Here is an 18,815-nt window from a genome sequence, read left to right on the forward strand (position 1 = left end):
CCTTAAGATCAGCACCTTTGTAAATTGTAATCAGGTTTTGACCCCTTTAGAGCAAAGATTGTAACGAAAAATGACCCCTCTAAAAAAGTAACAATATCTCCAAAAAATTAATATTTTAAATATTTTTTTAAGGAGTTTTTAGGGAGTGTTTATCGTGGAATCAATTTCAAAGATACGTAAAATGTATCATGTTGATGGCAAGGCAATTAGAGCAATTGCCAAAGAGCTTAATATATCAAAAAATACTGTTAAAAAAGTTATACGCAGTGATGCAACCAAGTTTGAATTAGCTAAATATAGTAAAGCTAAGCCAGTTTAGATGAATATCTTGCGATGTTGCATCAGCTATTAGCAGAGAATATAAAAGATGCTAGCTAAGCAATTATATAAGACGTGTCAAACACATGTATTAAAAGAGATAAGTCCAGAGATAAAAGAGCTAAATAGCCATGGAATGGTAGAGATTAACGATAATAGTTATGATGAGATAGGCTATTTAGAATATAGGATGAATGATAAGCTACTTGCCCCATATTTGAAAAATACCACGATAGATAAAAGACTAACAGCGATATATAGGTAAGAGAAACATTTAGAACAACAGAAATAATTATAGCTGGAAATGCATGAGAGTTTGTAATAAATAAAAAATAACCTAATATTTCTTTAGCATTTTGTAATATTAACCCCGTCAAAAGTACCATTTCAAAAAAAGCCCTTTTAAAAAACTTTTACTAATCGAATAATCATGATATAACTTGCTTATTAAATAATTACGGTTTTTATCTAATTGGTAAGTTTTATGAGCTTTTTTTCTAACCCAAAAGTAATGTTTTATAGCAACATGATAGTAGGTGTTAAATCTTTTGCTATGGTTCTAATATTTATGTTACCAACGGTGTACGCTCAACCTCAATCTGAAATACGAAGAATTGTCCCACTAAAACTAGCTCCTGATAATCTTGGTCAAAAAATTATATGTTATCGCCCTATGAGACATGATATACCAAATATGACTGTTACTAAACTAGGTGATAAAGTTATTGCCCATAATTATGGGCATGGTGGTAGTGGTTGGACATTAGCACCAGGATCTGTTGGTTATGTTAATGGGTTATTGCAAAAATCAGAATATGCTAATGATTTAAAATCCAATACTCCCATTACTATTATTGGAGCAGGCATTATAGGATTATTTACTGCCTATGATCTGATTGAAAAAGGATATAATATTACTATTATTGCTGACCAATTTGATAAGCTAGATTCTAATGATGCTGGAGCAATGTTTATGCCTCCTTCTTATAAGGATTCATCGACAAAATTTTTGATGAATACAATAGGTATCAATTCTTATAAATTTTATTCTGCCATTGCTAAGAAACAACAGAGTAATTTTATTGATGGAGCTGCTATAATACCAACTTATTTAACAAATAAGGAGGAAATAAATTTAGAGCCTTATGTAACTGCCGGAGTGATGCAACCACCTAAAGACGTAATACTTGATTTTGGCACTGGCACAACAAGAAAGATGGTGGCTTACGATGATGGAATTCTGATCAATGTGCCAAAAATGATGACAAGTCTAACAACTTATTTAAAAAATAAGAAAGTACCTTTTATTAAAAATAAAATTCAAAACTTTGCAGAAATTAAAACTAAATATATATTAGATTGTACTGGTCTTGGTGCTAAAGAACTTAACAATGATAATGCAATGACTCCTGGTCAAGGACATTTAATTATGTTAAAAAATCAAAATCCTGAAGATATGAAATATGTAATTTCAATTGATTTAGGTAAGGGAAAAACTAATTTTGGGCAAGAAGTAAGTTGGTATTTTTACATGCATCCAAAGCATTTACCTAACAGTAATGCTAGTGATATAGGAGCTATTGGTGGAACATTTATTGAAGGAGCTACACCACAAATTCCCAATGAAGAACAGTTTGATCTGATAGTTGAGAGAGCAAGGAGTTTTTATGGTATTGATGCAAGTAAAGTAAAAAAATAATCCTAGGTGTACAATTGAGTCTATCAGAAAGATAGTGTAAGTATGATATCAGAGTTAGTTGTACAAATCAAATAGATAGTCAAAATTCAACTTTTTATCTTGTTGTTTGAAATTGTTAATATACCAAACGTTTGGACTACTCAATTTGTTTTATATTTTTGGAGTTTTATGGGCTTTTTTTCTAACCCAAAAGTAATGTTTTATAGCAATATGATATTAGGCATATTATTTTGGTATTTAGTTTTATATACAATTGCTTACACTAGGTATAAAGTTTCTATTATAATTTTAGATAATAAAATCACTAGCCTGAATATTGCACGATCAATTATCACAATACCCACAAAGTATTGATAATATCAGGAAATACAGTAATTTTATAAAAAATATAAATTTACAAAGTGTATTTTTAGATAATCGACCTGCATGCCTTTTAGTATAAGACCTACACGATAGAAAATTGCTGTCATCATGCAATATTCAGGCTAGGTTATTTATTGTATAGTAAAATACATTGAATTAGGTGACAAAGAACATAGAAATAGCTTCGAATAATTTACTAGTTTCTGTTATCTTATTTTTAATCCATTTTTTCATATTAGCCCAAAATTTTTCTATTGGATTTAAGTCTGGTGAATATGGGGGTAAAAAAATAACCTTACAACCTACTGATTCTATTAATTCTTTCGTCTTCTTTGATTTATGGAAACTAGCATTATCCAGTACTACAACCTGTCCTGCTTTTAATTCTTTAATTAAAAACTTCTCAACCCAATTATTAAATAGTTCTGTATTACAAGTTCCATTAAACACAAAAGGGGCTATCGGCTTATTATTTACCAAACCAGCTATGATATTAGTTCTTTGATACTGTTTACCACTTTTTTGTCCTAGCAACAATTCTCCTATCTTACCCCAACCTCTATCTTGGCAAATAGTCCTATCTATACCACTTTCATCAAGATATACCATTTGCTCTTTGTCATATTTACTGACCTTTTCTAAATATTCAGATCGTTTCTCTGCACTTGCTTCCAAATAGCTAAAGGTTTTTTTTTATAACTATAGCCTAACTTCTTTAATATTCTTCCAACTTGAGTGCCTGTAATCCCAAATTTCTTACCAATATCTTTTAGCGTAATATTTGAATTATTTTTGACAAAATCTTCTAATTGTTGCTTGTCAACTTTACTTTTAAATCCTAATCTTACTTTTGCTAATATTGTTCCTTCTTTTTTCTTCCTTACCTTCTAACGACTAATTGTATTCTCGTGTATATCAAATATCTTAGCAGCAGATCTTTGACTATTACCTTTTTCTATATAATTTATTACTTTTTCTCTTAAATCTCGACTATATGGGCTTGTTGACATTTTTTCTCTTATTTATATCATATAAACTCATCTAATTCAATGTGTTTCACTATAACATATGCTGCTGATTGGACAGAATACCATCATACAAAAGGTGGTTGGTTTAATCTTGATCCACTTTGGGCTAGTCCAAACATTGATTTTGTCGGTATTGATGCCTATTTTCCGCTTACTGAAGACTTGCCATATTCTCAGATTACCGAAGAGCTTATTAAAAAAGGCTGGGAAAGTGGTGAAGGATGGGACTATTATTGGGACTGGCAAAGGAAGCAAAAACATTATTTTGCTGCTGAATCACCACAAACCCCTGATAAATATGCTTGGAAAAATTTACAACATTGGTGGACAACTGTACATCATAACCCGGATGGTGGAGCTACTAGCTGGCAGCCGAAGATGAAGCCTATATGGTTTACTGAATTTGGTTTTCCGTCAGTAGATGCTTGCACTAATCAGCCTAATGTATTTTATGACCCGACTTCCGTTGAGTCGTACTTTCCTAGAAATTCTAAAGGTAGAGTAAATTTTTTAGCTCAACGTCATGCACTAAATGCCACACTAGATTATCTAGCAGAACGTAATACTAAAGAAGGCTGTGAGCAACTAATACCAAAAAGATTTGTTTGGACTTATGACGCAAGACCTTTCCCTTTTTGGCCTGACTTTAAAAGCATATGGCAAGATGGAATATTATGGCCAACTGGTCACTGGATTAACGGTAAGCTGGGAGCTTCAAGCCTTGGAGCTATTATTGCTGAAATTTTAGCAAGTGTTGGATTAAAACCTACTGATTATGATGTGTCTAGACTGACCCAAGACGTTTATGGTTATATTATCAATCAGCATATAACGGCAAGAGAAGCAATAGAACAACTGCAAAGTGCCTATTTTTTTGATGTAGTAGAAAGTGATGGTATCCTTAAGTTTATGCTAAGACTTGAATCTATGAGTAGCATAGATATAGAAGAAGATAATTTACTTACAGTAGGTATAGATACCAAAACTACTATAGAAATAAGCATTACTCAGGAGTTAGAGCTATACTACTCATAAATGAAGAGTTGCAAAGATAGGAGAGATATTATAAAGTTTAGGACATTATGAGTAAGAATGTATTGACAGAAGAACAAAGAGAAAAGTTGAAGGAACGTCATAAGACAGAACGAGACGGACGCATACGTGATCGTATTAAGGCAGTTTTGATGTATGACGATGGGTATAGTAATGTAGAGATTGCTAAGGTACTACTCTTGAGCCACGAAGCGATAAGAAAACATATTGTTGATTATCAAAAAGCCAATAAGCTTAATACCGACAATGGGGGTAGTGCAAGCAAATTAAGTGATGGTGAGAAGACAGAATTAGTGACTCACCTAGAAGCAAATAATTATGTTTATGCGAAAGATATTATGCATCACATTGAGAACAAATATGGTGTGACATATACGATAACGGGAGTAACAAAATTACTATACAAACTGGGATTTGTTTACAAGAAGCCGAAAATAGTACCGGCTAAGCTGGATTTTGACAAGCAAGAATTATTTAAGTTAAACTACAGTTTGCTAAAAGGGAATCTCAGAGATAAGGAAGCTATATATTTTATGGATGGTGTTCATCCTCAGTATCAAGCAAGGGCAAGGTGTGGTTGGATAAGAAAGAACCAAGATAAAACCTTACCAACATTCAGTGGCTGGAAAAGAAAGCACATGATTGGTGCTATTAACCTAGCCGATTTGCAGTTAGTAAGTACAGAGAACCCCAAAATAAATGGGGAGCAGATAGTTAATTTTTTACAAAAGTTAGAAGAGGAGAATAGTGACAAGGAGAGAATATATTTAATCTGTGACAATGCTAGTTACCACAAATCCAAGAAAGTCAAGGAATACCTAGTAAATACGAAAATAGAGCTAGGGTGTGTCATCAATTAAGTTGACAGGAGCGTTTATTTGTTGTGTAATAGAGAAAAAATTAAGGATAAATTTTCTCTATGCGTCGATATGCTCTACGTGACGATCAATGGGATCGGATTAAAGATAAGCTACCTGGAAGGGAAGAGTCTGTTGGTGTAACAGCCAAGGATAATCGCCTATTTGTAGAAGCAGTCTTGTATCGATATAGGGCTGGTATACCTTGGAGAGACCTACCTGAACGTTTTGGAGATTTTCGAGTGATTCACCTACGTCATTCAAGGTGGAGCAAGACAGGTGTGTGGAAAAAGGTTTTTGAGATGCTGGCTGAAGATGCTGATAACGAGTATGCCATGATTGATTCAACCATTGTTAGGGCTCATCAACATAGTGCCGGTGCTAAAAAAAAGAGTTAGATGATGACCAAGCAATTGGACGAGGTAAAGGGGGGCTGAGTACTAAAATCCATGCCACATGTGACGCTCTAGGGAATCCAACGGGATTCCATCTTACCCCGGGTCAAGCTCATGATTTGCAAGGATCTGATGTTTTGATGAATGAATTGACGAAAGCGGATGCTGTACTTGCTGATAAGGCTTATGATGCCGATGTACGTATGCGAGATAAGCTGAAAGATAAGGGATGTATAGCTGTGATTCCCCCAAAGAAGAATCGTGTGAATCCAGCTAAGTATGATAAGGACCTATATAAAGCTAGGCATTTGATTGAGAACTTTTTTGCAAAATTGAAGCAATATAGAGCTATTGCAACACGATATGACAAAACATCTCAGAACTTTTTGGGTGCTGTTTATATGGCTTCCATGGTAATTTGGCTCAATTGATGACACACCCTAGTATTTTTGCCACCATATAGTCCAAATCTGAACCCAATTGAGAGATTATGGAAGTTTATGCACCGTATTACAACTAATAATAAATTTTATCATAATTTTGAACAATTTTCGGAAGCAATAAACAAATTTTTTAGCAACATCGGTGATTATAAAGATAGGTTACGTACCTTAATAAACGATAATTTCCAAACTATTACCGTTAACCATTTCTGCAACTCTTCAGGTTAATTGAGTATACCACAAAAAGTAAGTGTTACTCATATTGACTGCCAACAAAATTATGATTTAGTCACTGTCCAATCACAACGGCAGGCAGTTCAAACCACAGAACAAGTAAATTTTTCATTACCAATAGTGTTAGATGATCAATCAGCCAAACAAATTGCTGATATAGTGAAGCCCATAGGATTAGGTGACAAAGAACATAACAATTGTAAATTGTCATTCCCGCGTAGGCAGGAATCTAGATACCTGCTTTCGCAGGTATGACACAAAATTTGTATCACCTAATTCAATAGGTTTCACTATATTACCCTATACAATGCTTGGCAGGAGAGAATTAGTTACCAACTAACTTTGCCTCCCCAATATGGCTTTTTAGAACCAACAGATATTATCAATGTTATCTGTAAAGCAGAAAATAATCAAGTGCAGCATCAGTTAAGAATTGTTAAAACCGATATGCAGCGTTCAGGGTTGATGAAGATTTTTGCTACTAGCTTTAATATGGCGATGTATGACTTTCATAGCAACACAAATTATCTTACGTCAAATTATGAATTACCAAAACCATTAGCTGCAACCATCATGGAGCTAATAGAGATGCCTACGCTGCCAACTGATGCTAAGACAAACCAACCAATGCTACGCATAGCCATAGTGCCTGATGGTAGCAACTGGCAAGGAACAGCTATATATAATAGTAGGGATGATGGTTATGATTACAAATTGCTAGCAACTACTACTGTCCCCTCAGTTATGGGCGTGGTAACTAATCATTTGTCTTTTGGATATACACGTCAATTCGGGATAAGGATATTGAGAACATGTAGATTAAAATCAAATTTTGTTGAAGGTTTATTTTTCTTTAATGAATAAGCAACAAGAGTAGATAATATATGGACAAAGGCATTTATTGGTGATCTATGTCTAGTATGTTCAAGGTTCATTTTATTTTTTAGATAATCAAAAACTGTTTCAATTAAGTTACGCTTTCGAAGTAAGATTTTTTCTTTCAAATCCATTAATTTATTTTCCATATTCTTCTTAATTCCATGAATCATTTTTAAGCCTCTTTCATATAAATTTAAGAACAAATTTTGCTTAATATAACCTTTATCAGCTGCTATAATTCCAGTTAATCTTTTTGTTAACTCCGGTACTGGAATCCTATCATCTACATTGCCTTTGGTCACTTTTAATGCCATAAACTCCCCTTTATTATTGATTGTTACATGTAATTTAAAACCATAAAAATACCCCATAGAGGATTTACTATGTTTGGCTAATCCTTTAAAAACTTTATTGCTATAACGCCTTTTATTGTGACAAGCTTTAATCGTTGTAGAGTCAATAAAATAAATACCTGTTTCCTCACCAAACAACAAATGAATCAACATATTTAGCGGTATGAATAATCGTGCCATTAATTCAACAAATCTATTATAACTCAAGGCTTTAGGGAAATCATCCTTATGCATGCACTCTATATAACTTTTATAGAAAAATTTAAAATTCTTAGCATAGGATGTATGAAACATAATTATTATTGTTAACATTTCACTTAAACTCATGCTACAACAGCGATTTCTCTGCTTATTTGATGGTAATAACTTTCTCTGTTCATACTCCAAATAAATTTTACAAAAATCATCTATAAAACTATATAATTCTGTGATATCTTTTTTCATGCCTGTAGTTTGTTTTTTTGTTTAAAAATATAAATACTGCAGGCACTCCTTTTTGACAATCCTTTTATCTATTACTATTTCATCTATATCTTATCCCAAACTGACGTATATACAGTAATTTTTGATTGTCATAACGAAATAATTGTACAATTGCTTTATGGATCATTATCAAGCGTCAGCGAACTTGCGTTACTAAATGGGGCAAACGCCGCTCTAATAGGTGATGAGCTAGTACAATTCCAAAACGCTGAATTAATTGGTGATCATAAATATAAGTTAACAAAATTGTTGAGAGGTAGACAAGGAACAGAATGGGCTATTAATAAACACCAAATTGCAGATAAATTTGTTCTTCTAAATTCAGCAGTTATGGCAGTTAATCTAAATCATCACTTAATTGGTCAGAAGTTACTCTACAAACCCGTATCAGTCGGTAGTTCATTTGGTGAAACTAATACTATAGAGAGCAGGTTTATGGCTAGAAATCTTAAACCTCTTGCACCAGTGCATACCAAGTCTGAAAAAGATAAACAGGGTAACATTATTATCAGTTGGATTAGACGGAGTAGAATAGATAGTGAATGGCGTGATTATGTTGATGTACCACTTGGCGAAGAGTTTGAAAAATATCAGGTTGATATTAAAAGTGGTAATAATGTTATTAGAACCCTTGAAGCCTCAAGCCCAAATGTTATATATAGCAAACAAGCACAAACAGCTGATTTTGCCGATGCATCAGAACTACCGATAAACTTAAATGCCAGCATTTACCAACTCTCCAGCCAAATCGGCAGAGGCTACGGGGCAACTTTAATGTTACTCTAAAAATTACTATGTCTTACACTTCTAGGTTAAAGCTACCATATATCCATAGTGGGCAGGCACAAAAGGAGATTACTCATAACGAAGCACTAACTTTACTTGATATCCTCATTAATCCAGTGGTAGAAGCTACTCAAGTAACTGTGCCGCCTCAAGATGCAATTGCTGGACAGTTGTACATAGTTAGTCAAAATCCTCAAGGTGAGTTTATCAGCCATGCAAACAAAATAGCCCAAAAGTTGGAGATTGGCTGGAAGTTTATTACTGCTCCTAAATGGCTGGAAGTAACACTTGATAGTAATGGCAGCAAATACCGCTTCGATGGAAATAGTTGGATAAAATCATAGTCCAAATTCCCAATCTAAATCTAACCTTCAACCAAAATTCTAATCTAAACAATAACAACTAATGAGAAATTATTATGAACATACTACAAGGTTTTAAAACTATTACCTTCAATATGGTCGCAATAGCAGCAAGTTGGCTTACTAGTGAGCATGCTATTGAAGTATCAGAAGATCATCAAACCGCAATTACTATCACAATTGTATCCCTTGTCAATATTGTCTTACGGTTTCTTACTAACAGTCCTATAGGCGGTAAAAAAAACAAACGTCAAAAATAAGCTTCTCATGAGATTCACAGAAAAACGCATATGTGAAGCCCTAAGAAGAGAAATATTATTAAGTATAGAGGTACATCTTGAAAAAGCCATAGAGAAAGGCGTGATAAGTGCTTTAAAGTCCTTTGGTGCAGATATGGACAATCAACAAGAAGTACAATGTGATTTTCATTTTTTAAGGAAACTTCGCAAACGCTCAGAAGAATCAAGTCACATGCTGATACGGGCTATAATTTCAGTAACCATAGGGACAGCAGCTGTAACCTTGTGGGAAGGTGTAAAGATAATCTTATTTAAATAAATAATAAAAATACTATGAACAACAAATACTACCTACCCTACTTTACTCACCAAGAGCTAGCATGCAGGCAAACTGGTCAAATCATTTTAGCGGCAGGTTTTGCTGAAAAACTAGTTACCTTACGTAGCAAATTTAACTGCCCCATGCAGCTTACCTCAGCCTGTCGTTCTAAAGAATACAACCGCAAGATCGGCGGTGTACCAAATTCTTTCCACATCTACGACTATCCACGTTATGGCTTTAGCGGCTGCTGTGCTATTGATGTAGCTACTTCAGACAATACCATTAAAGGAAACCTTATCTCACTTGCTTGGCAGCTAGGCTGGTCTATCGGCATCAACAAAAACTTCACCCATTTGGATAGACGGATTGATTATACAGACCTGAAACAAACGATTTTTCTTTATTAAAGAACACACAGTTCAAGTAACCGTTATATTCTTTTGCTCTTAAAAACTGATAAAATTACTCCGACGTTTCTTGTACTATAAGTGAATGTATCAAAATATTAATAGCTTGTTGATGTTTTGAATTACGAATTTTCATAAAATTTCTTGATACTTCAATACATATAAGTTGGTGTTGGGTAAGTACTGATTCAGCACTACCTGTATTTCCCAACCCTTCAAGAAAATAATCAATATTTTTATCTAATGCCTTGGCGATAAGCATTAATCTACCTGTGGATATTCTATTAATGCCTTTTTCATATTTTTATAATTGTTGATGGGTTACTTCAATTAAATCAGCAAGTTGTTGCCGTGCGTAACCTTTTGCCAACCTCAAAGTATAAATTTTTTCTCCAATAAGTTGATCAACTTGCTTTATGTATTGGTTTTTTCTTGCCATTCTATTTTCCTTGATAAAACATCGTTATAGATTTGTATAGTATACTCCTGAAACACCATTAAACAAGTACTATAGTGAAACCTATTGAATTAGGTGATACAAATTTTGTGTCATACCTGCGAAAGCAGGTATCTAGATTCCCGCCTACGCGGGAATGACAATTTACAATTGTTATGTTCTTTGTCACCTAATCCTATGGTCTTAACTATATCACCTAGCTTAGCCCCTACAATAGTGTAATTGCTAGATTTTTCTATAACCTTAAGTCAGCACCTATCTAAATATTTTGTTCAGTTTTTAAAAATATATTAATGTAAATATTATAGCTATAGATTAGTAGTGACATTTTAGTTTAATAGTTTATTATGAACTACATGAATATAAAGGGAGTAGCTGTCTATTTATACAACAATAAAATGTAAAAATATTCATCTTTTTTAAAAAAATATAATAAATTCCTAGTAATATTCTAGTTTTTAGTTTAATTTAGTATAGTGATTTAAAATATTAGGGTTTTTATGGAAGAAGAAGAGATTAATTATTGGGACAACTCACAGTATGAATCTTGTCAATATGCTACTAGGTTACTGGACAAATTACGTAAGATTAATGAGGAAGTAAACCGACCCATAGATATTGATGAGGTTAGAAAGGCTATTTATTACGCCAAGAAATATCATGGCAGCCAAATGAGGCAGTCTGGTGAGCCTTATTATTCTCACCCAATAGAGGTAGCATATATGATCTCTGATTATATTTTTCGCACTGACATTATTGTTACCAGCATACTGCATGACACCATCGAAGATACAAAACTTAGCGAAAAAATGATAGCTTGTATTTTTGGGGATCAGGTTGCTAGTCAAGTAGAAGACTTAAGCAGGAACAAACCTCACGGCAAAATTAGCTCGGCGGAAATTATGGAATCGTTATGGCTGCAAAAAAAACATGATGTAGCATTAATTAAATTATTTGATCGGGTTCATAATTTGCAAACAGTTGGGGTTAAATCTCCGGAAAAAGCTAGGAAGATCATTGAGGAAACTGTAATGGAGTTTTTGCTCTTTGCTCAACACATAGACATTATAGAATTAGAAATTGCTTTAAGAAGTTTGTGTAAACAACTAGGGTCTGAAACTACATATAAACAACAAATTTCTATTATTGATAATTTCCATCATTCTTCTCTAACCTTTCAAAATGACTTAATCCCCAACGATATCCTAAGCAATTTGGTATCATAATCACTAATAATCCATAATTACCAAATAGTTGTATTAGGTAAGAAAGTCCAAAAGAAACGATAACGTACATAAAAGCACGTGATAAAGCAAATGAGAAACTGCTGCAAGTAAAACGTCTTAAAACAGGGAAATGTTTAAAGAAGATTGGCATAGCAGGGGATTCACTAAGTCCAAACATGATAAAAAACAACTGAATTAGTAATAAATGAAAAGGGGTTTTTATGTTTGATAATAGCAACGGTGAACATAACATACCAATAGTAAATATTATAAATAATGTTCTAAGAATTTTTAATGGATATATTTTATAGCTTAGGTATGCAAAGATAAAATTCCCCAATAAATGTCCTATTGAAATAATAAAATTATGGAAAATGATTTGGGCAGAAGTAAAGTGAAATAAGTCTTTTAGTATATTTGTACAATAAATATATACAAAATAAAAAATTACAGGCCATGAACATTGTATTAAGAAATAGGATAATAATGTTTTTTTGGGAATTTTCTCTTTCCAAATTGTGTGCTGCTTTAAGCAGGATGAATCTTTATTTGCATGTTGAAATGCTTCTGTAATTCTACGTTTTGCATCAATAAATTCTGGTGCTTCTCTTAATGTAGTTCTAGCAATTGAACCAACCACTGCTATAACCATGCCAACCCAAAAAGCAAGACGCCAATTCAAGCCATGAGAAGTCACAATGCTAGCTATCCCTAAAGCTGACACAGTACCCACAATCCCTACTGTACCTATAAGGGCTACAAGGAAATACCGTATTGGTGGCTTGGTCATTTCGGTAATATATAATTCAGCTCCTGTCACTTCTCCCATAGATGCCATACCTTGTGCCATACGACATATGGTCACTAACCAAGCAGCAGTAATTCCTATTTGTTCATAAGTAGGCAAATTGGCCATAACAAAACATGAAATAGCCATCATAAGAGTAGTTATCACGACTGTTACTTTTCGCCCCAAATTATCCCCTATCCAACCAAATATTAAAGCACCTATTGGTCTAAAAATAAAAGTAGAACAAAATGCTGTGGCTGATAGAATACTAGCAGTTTGAGGATCTTCTTTTGGGAAAAACAGCTCATTAAGAAGTACAGCCATATGCACATAAAGCATCAAATCAAAATATTCTAAAAATGTTCCAATAGAAAGCAACCCAAAAGCTTCTTTTTGTTGTCTAGTAAGACTGGTTTGAGTATATATAACCCTACCATCTGCTCGTACAAATTTACTCATAGTTGTTTAACTCTCTTTGTTATGTTATCATTTACCTATAGTTACACAGCTTTTGCCGTAAAATCAACATTTGGTATTCTCTGAGGATAATTTCCAGCATCTTTCTCAAGTTTAATAAAATGTGACAAACCATATACACAACCAACAATTATTGGAATTGTAATAAAATACAACCCCCACTGACTAAAATACTCTGTTAAATAGACAAGGCTGACAGACGTAATAAGATACACTAAGGCTCTTGACGCAGCATATATCACACTAGCGTAAGTAAAGCGTTTAAATACTGGAAAATGCTTGAAGAATACTGCATTAGCTGGAGTTGCATCGCATGCAAAAAGCACCCCTAAAGATTGCACTATCAATATTTTAAAGGCAGTGTCTGCGTTATTTAATAAAAATGGCATCACAAGAAAATATATAGAAGCTACAATTAACCTCATTTTTAGTATAACTAATGGATGTAGTTTACTACTTAAATATACCACAAAAGAAACGTTAATTAGAAACACCGTTGAAACAATAAAATTATTATGAATAATTTGCTCAGCTGTGTAGCTAAACGAATATTTTAAAATATTGGCACAATGTATATAAACAAAATAAAACAGTACAGGCCATATATTATCTACTAACAGTAGACTTACAGCTGTTTTCCAACTAGCTTTTTCTTGAACTTCAAGAGTATCTTGCATTACATGGTCAAGATCAACAGTAGCTCCAGCATTTTTTGACTTATGCAAAGTTCTATTTAACCTACGTTTAGCGTCAGCAAATTCAGGCGTTTCTCGTAAAGTTGTCCTAGCACCCATGCCAACTAATGCCACGGCTGTACCAAACCAAAAAGCCAATCGCCAATTAAGACCATAAGAAGTTACAAAAGATGCTGTAGCTAAAGCAGCAAAACCACCAATAGAAGCACAGAGACTTATAAGAGCTACAGAAACATATCGTCCCGGTGGATTTAGATATTCTGTTAGATATAATTGAGCCCCTGTAATTTCCCCCATAGAACTCATACCTTGTACAATACGACATATTGTTACCAACCAAGCTGCAGTAATTCCTATTTGAGCAAAAGTTGGTAGATTAGCCATTACAAAACAAGATATTGCCATCATCATAGTTGTAATAACTACAGATACTTTTCGTCCTATATTATCGCCTATCCAACCAAATATTAATGCACCAAATGGTCTAAGTAAGTAAGTAGAGCAAAAAGCAGCAGCTGAAAGAAGAGTGGCCGTATGCGGATCGGTTTTAGGAAAAAATAACTCATTAAGAAGTACAGCCATATGGATGTATAACAGCAAGTCAAAGTACTCTAAGAACGTGCCGATTGAGAGTAAACCAATAGCTTGTTTTTGTTCTCTCGTTAGACTAGTTTGGGGATGGATAACCCTGCCATCTGCTCGTACAAATTTGCTCATAGTTGTTTAAATCTCACTGTTGTGTTTGACTTTAATATTAGTTGGAAAATTTACTATAGCTGCTAAATTAGTAGCGTCCTTTTGATTTTGTGATTTCAATAAATCTAATTTTGACACTAATGCAGAATACATTATACCCATTTCTTTTTCATCCCCTAATTTAGAACAAGCTATGCCCTTTTCTTGCCATGCATCCATAAACAATGGCTCTCTATCAATTACTTTATTACAGTATTTAATCGCTTCAGAATATTTGCCAACAGCATTACAAAGACGTGCTTTATACACCATAATAGCTGTGTTATCGGGTATGAGTTCATGTACTTTATTAATCGCAATTAGTGCTTTGTCTATTTTTCCTTCACTTTCTAAGTGAAGAGTTTGTGATAAAGCCAACCTTATATTTAATTCCTTATTTGTTGGATCAAGATGAATAGCCCGCTCTAGATATTTTATTGACTCTGCATTTTGACCTAATTTGTACAGAGTTGATGCTTTATATCCTAAAACCTTAGTATCGTTAATATTCATTATTAATAAGTTGTTTTCGCAAGTAATAGCTTCATCATACCTTTCTAATTTTAATAGAGCTAATATTTTATATTCAAGAATTTGTGGATCATTTTTATATTCAGGATTGTTTGCTATTTCATTACAAACTTCCAACAGCTCTTCATATTTCTCTAAACCACTTAAACAACATGCTTTACTATGTAATATTAGTATATCTTGAGGAGCAAGTGTTAATGCTTCGTTTATTACGTAAAATGCTTCTGCAAATTTGTTTAATTCCATCAGGCATATTGCTTTATTTCTCAAAGAATCTGCAGAAGACGTAATAATTAAAAGTTTATCATAATATTCTAATGCTTCTTTGTATCTTTCTAGTCTAAAATATGCTTTTGCTTGATATTCTAAACCCCACTTCTTATTAAGTTCACTACATTTATCTAACTTTAATACTATATCTAAACAGCTAATTACTTCTTCATATCTATTTAGTGTAAATAAGCACTGTGCTTTAGAAAGCAAAGAATCAACATCGTTAGGTTTTAATTCTAATTCTTTTTCACAACATTCTAATGCTTTTTCATATTTACTTAATTTAAATAAACAGCTTGCCTTACATACTAAAGCTTTGAAGTGTATAAACTGTACATCAGCACATTGCGATATAATTCTATCATAGATATTTATAGCATCTAAGTATAATTTCTGATCACTATAGTTCCATCCTTTATTAAAACATGAACGCTCTTTTTCATTTAAGCACAGATCAAGGGTTTTTAGAGCATAGTTTTTACTTTTTTCTAACACCTCTTTGCTTTTATTATCAGCATAGCGTTTTTTTATTGTGTCGTAGCATTTCGTATAAGTAATATTTGCTAGAAATTCTAAATCATGAACCTCATTATCATGAATCTCAGCATCTACTGAGTCTAATGCTATTGCTTTTTTCCGACAATCATATGCCTTTTTAAAAAGCCCCATCTTTGTATATATACGCCCCTTATACCACCATATATAATAAATACACGCCTCATCATGCGTTAGTTTAAGTATTTCATCGCAACATTTAAGAGCTTCTTTATGATGTTTTCTTAATACCATAACCCCAAGCTCACCTAGAAGAATATCTAGTCTAGTCAAATCACTGTAATTATTCTCTTTCGACATAGCTTGCCATATGTTGCGTGATTGTAGGTATTCCCTCGATGTTGTTGCCCCTATGTCAAGTTGGCATAGGGGATGATGATTTATGGAATTGATACTATATAATTTCACAACAGACATGAAGCTTAGTACTTCCAATTAGTGAGGTATCTTTTTCCGAGTCAAACGATGTATCAGGAGTTTCGTACGAAGCATTAAGCTGGGAAGAGGACGCTCCCTGATGTGAGTGAAATTGTTGACAATGGAATTCTAATACTCCGTTAGCCCAAACTATATCTGCCGCAGTAATTTCTGCCTTCTTGTTTGGATATCTTGTGGTAATATCTTTAATAGATTTTACCCATTTTTCAGCTTCCGAAGCAACATCTTTATGATCTCGTTGAGGCAATAATTCTTTGCAAGAAGGATCACCTAACTTAGCTCCAATAGATACGTGAAGTTTATCCTTATATTCACTCTTTTCTACTCCTAAACCTTCGCGATAAAGATAAGCAAGTCCAGAGGCTGCTTCTGCTTTTCCAAATAACAAAGCTTGATTTAAATAACCACCTACTGCTTTATAAGCATTTATGACCTTAGATGTTGATCCTTGTTCTTCCTGTACCCCTTCTATTAATTCTAATTGAGATACAGCATATTCATATAAATTATTACTAGTACGTAACATAGTTCTTTTTGGGTCTATATAATTTTTTAATGAGTCTGTTGATTTTGCCATAATTTACCTATTATTTAATGATTACCTTTGTTTGTCATCCTTGTGTAGAGTAGTAAATTTGGGATTAGGAGTTGGCACAGGTTTTAGAGGAACAGCAGCCTTTGCCTCAGATAATCCCTTAGTAATATGCTGATCTAAGTGTTTTTCTGATAATTGATTCATTACTGCCACCTGTTCATCATATCCTAATTTTTGTATTATTTTATCCCCAAGCTTATGTGATTCGTCTTTAAGAGTTTTATTAAGATTGGTTGTTGGTGTTTTATCTTGTTTTTGGTCAATAGTTTTAGAATCTTGTGGGATTTTATCATTTGCTACTTCAGTTAGCTTAGAGGGGGAAGATGGTGCGTTAGTTCCTGCTATTTCAGGTTCTAAATTTTCTGCATTTTTAGTTTTATCGGTAAATTCACTACGAAGTAATGTATCATTAACTATTCCATTACCAGTAATAGCTTCCTCTTGATTCTTAATCAAAGTAGTAAATTTTTTGAGTACCTTACGTTTTTCAGGAGTAATATGTTCAGACTTTTCAATTTCTTTATTAATATCTTCCATACCTGCAACATACAGCTTATTCACCTCCTCTATCTCCTGAACCTTAGCATCCACCTCATCTTTCTGCTTTTGAGCTTGTTCCACAACAGGGGCAAAATTCGTAATTTTCTTATCCTGATCTTTTATTTTTTGCGTTACTTCTTCAAACACACTTGGTGAATGGATTTCTTTCGGTTTTTGTTTCTCTTTCTCAGCTTCCTTTTCTAACCTTACCTTCTCTGCTCTTAATTTTTCATCGTGCTTCATTACTCCATCGTAATGTTCATGTACTTTATCACGATGTTCAAGTAAATTTTTATATTCTGTATTTTGTTTTTTAATCTGATCTTCGCTCTTTACCAGTTTTTGCAGTTCACTTTCTACATCTTTGCCATCTTTAAGATCTTTAACCACATCGTGCAACTGATTTGTCCAGCTTTTCCTTGCGGTCAAATATGCATCAGCATTTTTGTTAAACTCTGCACATTGTTCTTCTAACCTAGAGCCTGCTTGATGAAACTGTGCTAATAACCGCTCAGCTTCTAGCCTCTCAGCCTCCTTTTCTAAAAAATCTATCTGCTTTTGTAACTCAACTGCTTCTCTGCTTTTTTCTTCTTGCCTGTAAGCAATATTTTGTTCAGCACGCTGCTCTTCTTTGGCAACAGCAGCTTGTAAAGATTCCAAACTTTTTAGTATTTTTGCTGGAAGATTACTAGCTAACAAAATACTTATAGCACTATTGAGTCTAGCTAATTCAGCTGGGTTAGTAGTATGCAGCTGAGATTTGATCCCATTAATAACATTCTCAAACTGAGTAAAATAAGCAGAGTCTTCTTTGCCCATATTCTTATCATCAAAATCATCAGCCATTTTATATTTTGCCATGCTAATAGGTTGATTTATGTTGCCATAATTTTAATTAGAATCAATTCTAAAATAATAGTCAAGTATTTTTTAATTATAAATATTATTATTTTTTAACTATTTTCTCTGCAAAGATTATTTTTAATAATTTATTAGAATGCTATGCAGTTTTGATAGTCAACATCTCTTTGATCTTAAGCCTATATTTTTACCAAATATCTCTTTTCCCCCTTCTAATTTGTTTATAGAACCGTGATATTGTTACAACTAAGATTTATTATTTCAATTTTCTGTATTATTTTTTCTTGCTATCGTTCAACCAAATCATCAATATATATGTTATATCTCAATTCGATGTAAGACATTAGGTTTAACAATCCCGATGTCACCCCTGCGTAGGCAGGGGGCTAAAAAAATAGCCTGTAAAGGCTATTAGATATTA

20 protein-coding genes and 3 pseudogenes are annotated in these 18,815 nt (G+C 33.3%); 14 read left to right on the forward strand and 9 right to left on the reverse strand.

Annotation, left to right across the window (positions count from 1 at the left end; translation table 11 throughout):
• Positions 1–154: 154 nt before the first annotated feature.
• The 3 genes from AAGD29_RS03640 to AAGD29_RS03650 all read left to right on the forward strand — a co-directional run bounded on the left by AAGD29_RS03640 (position 155) and on the right by AAGD29_RS03650 (position 2,017).
• On the forward strand, positions 155–319 hold the full coding sequence (locus tag AAGD29_RS03640) for a helix-turn-helix domain-containing protein (protein ID WP_341758560.1): 165 nt from the start codon (positions 155–157) through the stop codon (positions 317–319).
• A gap of 48 nt (positions 320–367) precedes the next feature.
• On the forward strand, positions 368–583 hold the full coding sequence (locus AAGD29_RS03645) for a hypothetical protein (protein ID WP_341758561.1): 216 nt from the start codon (positions 368–370) through the stop codon (positions 581–583).
• A gap of 219 nt (positions 584–802) precedes the next feature.
• Positions 803–2,017, forward strand: a complete 1,215-nt coding sequence (locus tag AAGD29_RS03650) for an FAD-dependent oxidoreductase (protein WP_341758562.1) — start codon at positions 803–805, stop codon at positions 2,015–2,017.
• A gap of 519 nt (positions 2,018–2,536) precedes the next feature.
• Here the strand turns inward: AAGD29_RS03650 and AAGD29_RS03655 are convergent.
• The gene (locus AAGD29_RS03655) at positions 2,537–3,055 is read right to left on the reverse strand and encodes an IS630 family transposase (RefSeq protein ID WP_341758101.1); all 519 of its coding nucleotides are present in this window, start codon (positions 3,053–3,055) and stop codon (positions 2,537–2,539) included.
• A pseudogene (locus AAGD29_RS03660) lies at positions 3,019–3,390 on the reverse strand (IS630 transposase-related protein). The gene AAGD29_RS03655 and the pseudogene AAGD29_RS03660 overlap by 37 nt, the downstream one beginning before the upstream one ends.
• Positions 3,391–3,429: 39 nt before the next feature.
• On the opposite strand from AAGD29_RS03660, the gene AAGD29_RS03665 reads away from it, so the two are divergent.
• From AAGD29_RS03665 to AAGD29_RS03685, 5 genes and pseudogenes are all read left to right on the forward strand, one after another.
• Positions 3,430–4,443 (forward strand): glycoside hydrolase TIM-barrel-like domain-containing protein, encoded by a 1,014-nt coding sequence (locus AAGD29_RS03665; RefSeq protein WP_341758563.1) that lies wholly within the window; start codon positions 3,430–3,432, stop codon positions 4,441–4,443.
• Positions 4,444–4,490: 47 nt separating this feature from the next.
• On the forward strand, positions 4,491–5,321 hold the full coding sequence (locus AAGD29_RS03670) for an IS630 family transposase (RefSeq protein WP_341758564.1): 831 nt from the start codon (positions 4,491–4,493) through the stop codon (positions 5,319–5,321).
• 59 nt (positions 5,322–5,380) lie between these two features.
• Positions 5,381–6,144, forward strand: a protein-coding gene (locus tag AAGD29_RS03675; protein ID WP_341757317.1) for an IS5 family transposase whose coding sequence is annotated in 2 segments (ribosomal slippage) — positions 5,381–5,713 and positions 5,716–6,144 — 762 coding nt in all. Because the reading frame shifts where the segments join, the coding sequence is not laid out codon by codon here.
• Between the two features lie 18 nt (positions 6,145–6,162).
• On the forward strand, positions 6,163–6,384 hold the full coding sequence (locus AAGD29_RS03680; RefSeq protein ID WP_341757360.1) for a transposase: 222 nt from the start codon (positions 6,163–6,165) through the stop codon (positions 6,382–6,384).
• Positions 6,385–7,254 (forward strand): annotated as a pseudogene (locus tag AAGD29_RS03685) (phage tail protein).
• Here AAGD29_RS03685 and AAGD29_RS03690 read toward each other — a convergent pair.
• Positions 7,176–8,066 carry an IS982 family transposase gene (locus tag AAGD29_RS03690; protein ID WP_341757407.1) on the reverse strand — a complete coding sequence of 297 codons (891 nt, stop codon included), beginning with the start codon at positions 8,064–8,066 and terminating at the stop codon, positions 7,176–7,178. The pseudogene AAGD29_RS03685 and the gene AAGD29_RS03690 overlap by 79 nt on opposite strands.
• Before the next feature lie 150 nt (positions 8,067–8,216).
• Here AAGD29_RS03690 and AAGD29_RS03695 point away from each other — a divergent pair, with 150 nt between their 5' ends.
• The 5 genes from AAGD29_RS03695 (at position 8,217) to AAGD29_RS03715 (ending at position 10,221) form a co-directional block, all read left to right on the forward strand.
• Positions 8,217–8,891: a hypothetical protein gene (locus AAGD29_RS03695; RefSeq protein ID WP_341758565.1), complete on the forward strand. Its 675-nt coding sequence runs from the start codon at positions 8,217–8,219 to the stop codon at positions 8,889–8,891.
• Positions 8,892–8,899: 8 nt separating this feature from the next.
• Positions 8,900–9,235 (forward strand): DUF2793 domain-containing protein, encoded by a 336-nt coding sequence (locus tag AAGD29_RS03700; RefSeq protein WP_341758566.1) that lies wholly within the window; start codon positions 8,900–8,902, stop codon positions 9,233–9,235.
• A 74-nt stretch (positions 9,236–9,309) separates the two neighbouring features.
• On the forward strand, positions 9,310–9,513 hold the full coding sequence (locus AAGD29_RS03705) for a hypothetical protein (protein ID WP_341758567.1): 204 nt from the start codon (positions 9,310–9,312) through the stop codon (positions 9,511–9,513).
• A 7-nt stretch (positions 9,514–9,520) separates the two neighbouring features.
• A complete protein-coding gene (locus AAGD29_RS03710; RefSeq protein ID WP_341758568.1) occupies positions 9,521–9,811 on the forward strand; it encodes a hypothetical protein in 291 nt (96 codons plus the stop codon).
• 14 nt (positions 9,812–9,825) lie between these two features.
• Positions 9,826–10,221, forward strand: a complete 396-nt coding sequence (locus AAGD29_RS03715; protein WP_341758569.1) for a D-Ala-D-Ala carboxypeptidase family metallohydrolase — start codon at positions 9,826–9,828, stop codon at positions 10,219–10,221.
• A 55-nt stretch (positions 10,222–10,276) separates the two neighbouring features.
• Here AAGD29_RS03715 and AAGD29_RS03720 read toward each other — a convergent pair.
• Positions 10,277–10,660: pseudogene (locus AAGD29_RS03720) on the reverse strand (helix-turn-helix domain-containing protein).
• Positions 10,661–11,178: 518 nt separating this feature from the next.
• Here AAGD29_RS03720 and AAGD29_RS03725 point away from each other — a divergent pair.
• Positions 11,179–11,904, forward strand: a complete 726-nt coding sequence (locus tag AAGD29_RS03725; RefSeq protein ID WP_341758570.1) for an HD domain-containing protein — start codon at positions 11,179–11,181, stop codon at positions 11,902–11,904.
• Here the strand turns inward: AAGD29_RS03725 and AAGD29_RS03730 are convergent.
• The 5 genes from AAGD29_RS03730 to AAGD29_RS03750 form a co-directional block, all read right to left on the reverse strand.
• Positions 11,822–13,153 (reverse strand): MFS transporter, encoded by a 1,332-nt coding sequence (locus AAGD29_RS03730; RefSeq protein WP_341758571.1) that lies wholly within the window; start codon positions 13,151–13,153, stop codon positions 11,822–11,824. The two genes, AAGD29_RS03725 and AAGD29_RS03730, sit on opposite strands and share 83 nt — an antisense overlap.
• 41 nt (positions 13,154–13,194) lie before the next feature.
• Complete coding sequence (locus AAGD29_RS03735; protein ID WP_341758572.1) at positions 13,195–14,583, reverse strand: MFS transporter; 1,389 nt, start codon at positions 14,581–14,583, stop codon at positions 13,195–13,197.
• Between the two features lie 6 nt (positions 14,584–14,589).
• Positions 14,590–16,260 (reverse strand): tetratricopeptide repeat protein, encoded by a 1,671-nt coding sequence (locus AAGD29_RS03740; protein WP_341758573.1) that lies wholly within the window; start codon positions 16,258–16,260, stop codon positions 14,590–14,592.
• A 94-nt stretch (positions 16,261–16,354) separates the two neighbouring features.
• Positions 16,355–16,975 carry a hypothetical protein gene (locus AAGD29_RS03745; RefSeq protein ID WP_341758574.1) on the reverse strand — a complete coding sequence of 207 codons (621 nt, stop codon included), beginning with the start codon at positions 16,973–16,975 and terminating at the stop codon, positions 16,355–16,357.
• Positions 16,976–16,996: 21 nt separating this feature from the next.
• Entirely contained in the window at positions 16,997–18,394 is a 1,398-nt protein-coding gene (locus AAGD29_RS03750) for a hypothetical protein (RefSeq protein ID WP_341758575.1), read from the reverse strand.
• Between the last annotated feature and the right edge of the window lie 421 nt (positions 18,395–18,815).

The organism is Candidatus Tisiphia endosymbiont of Ditula angustiorana (genome assembly GCF_964026425.1).
Classification (GTDB): Bacteria; Pseudomonadota; Alphaproteobacteria; order Rickettsiales; family Rickettsiaceae; genus Tisiphia.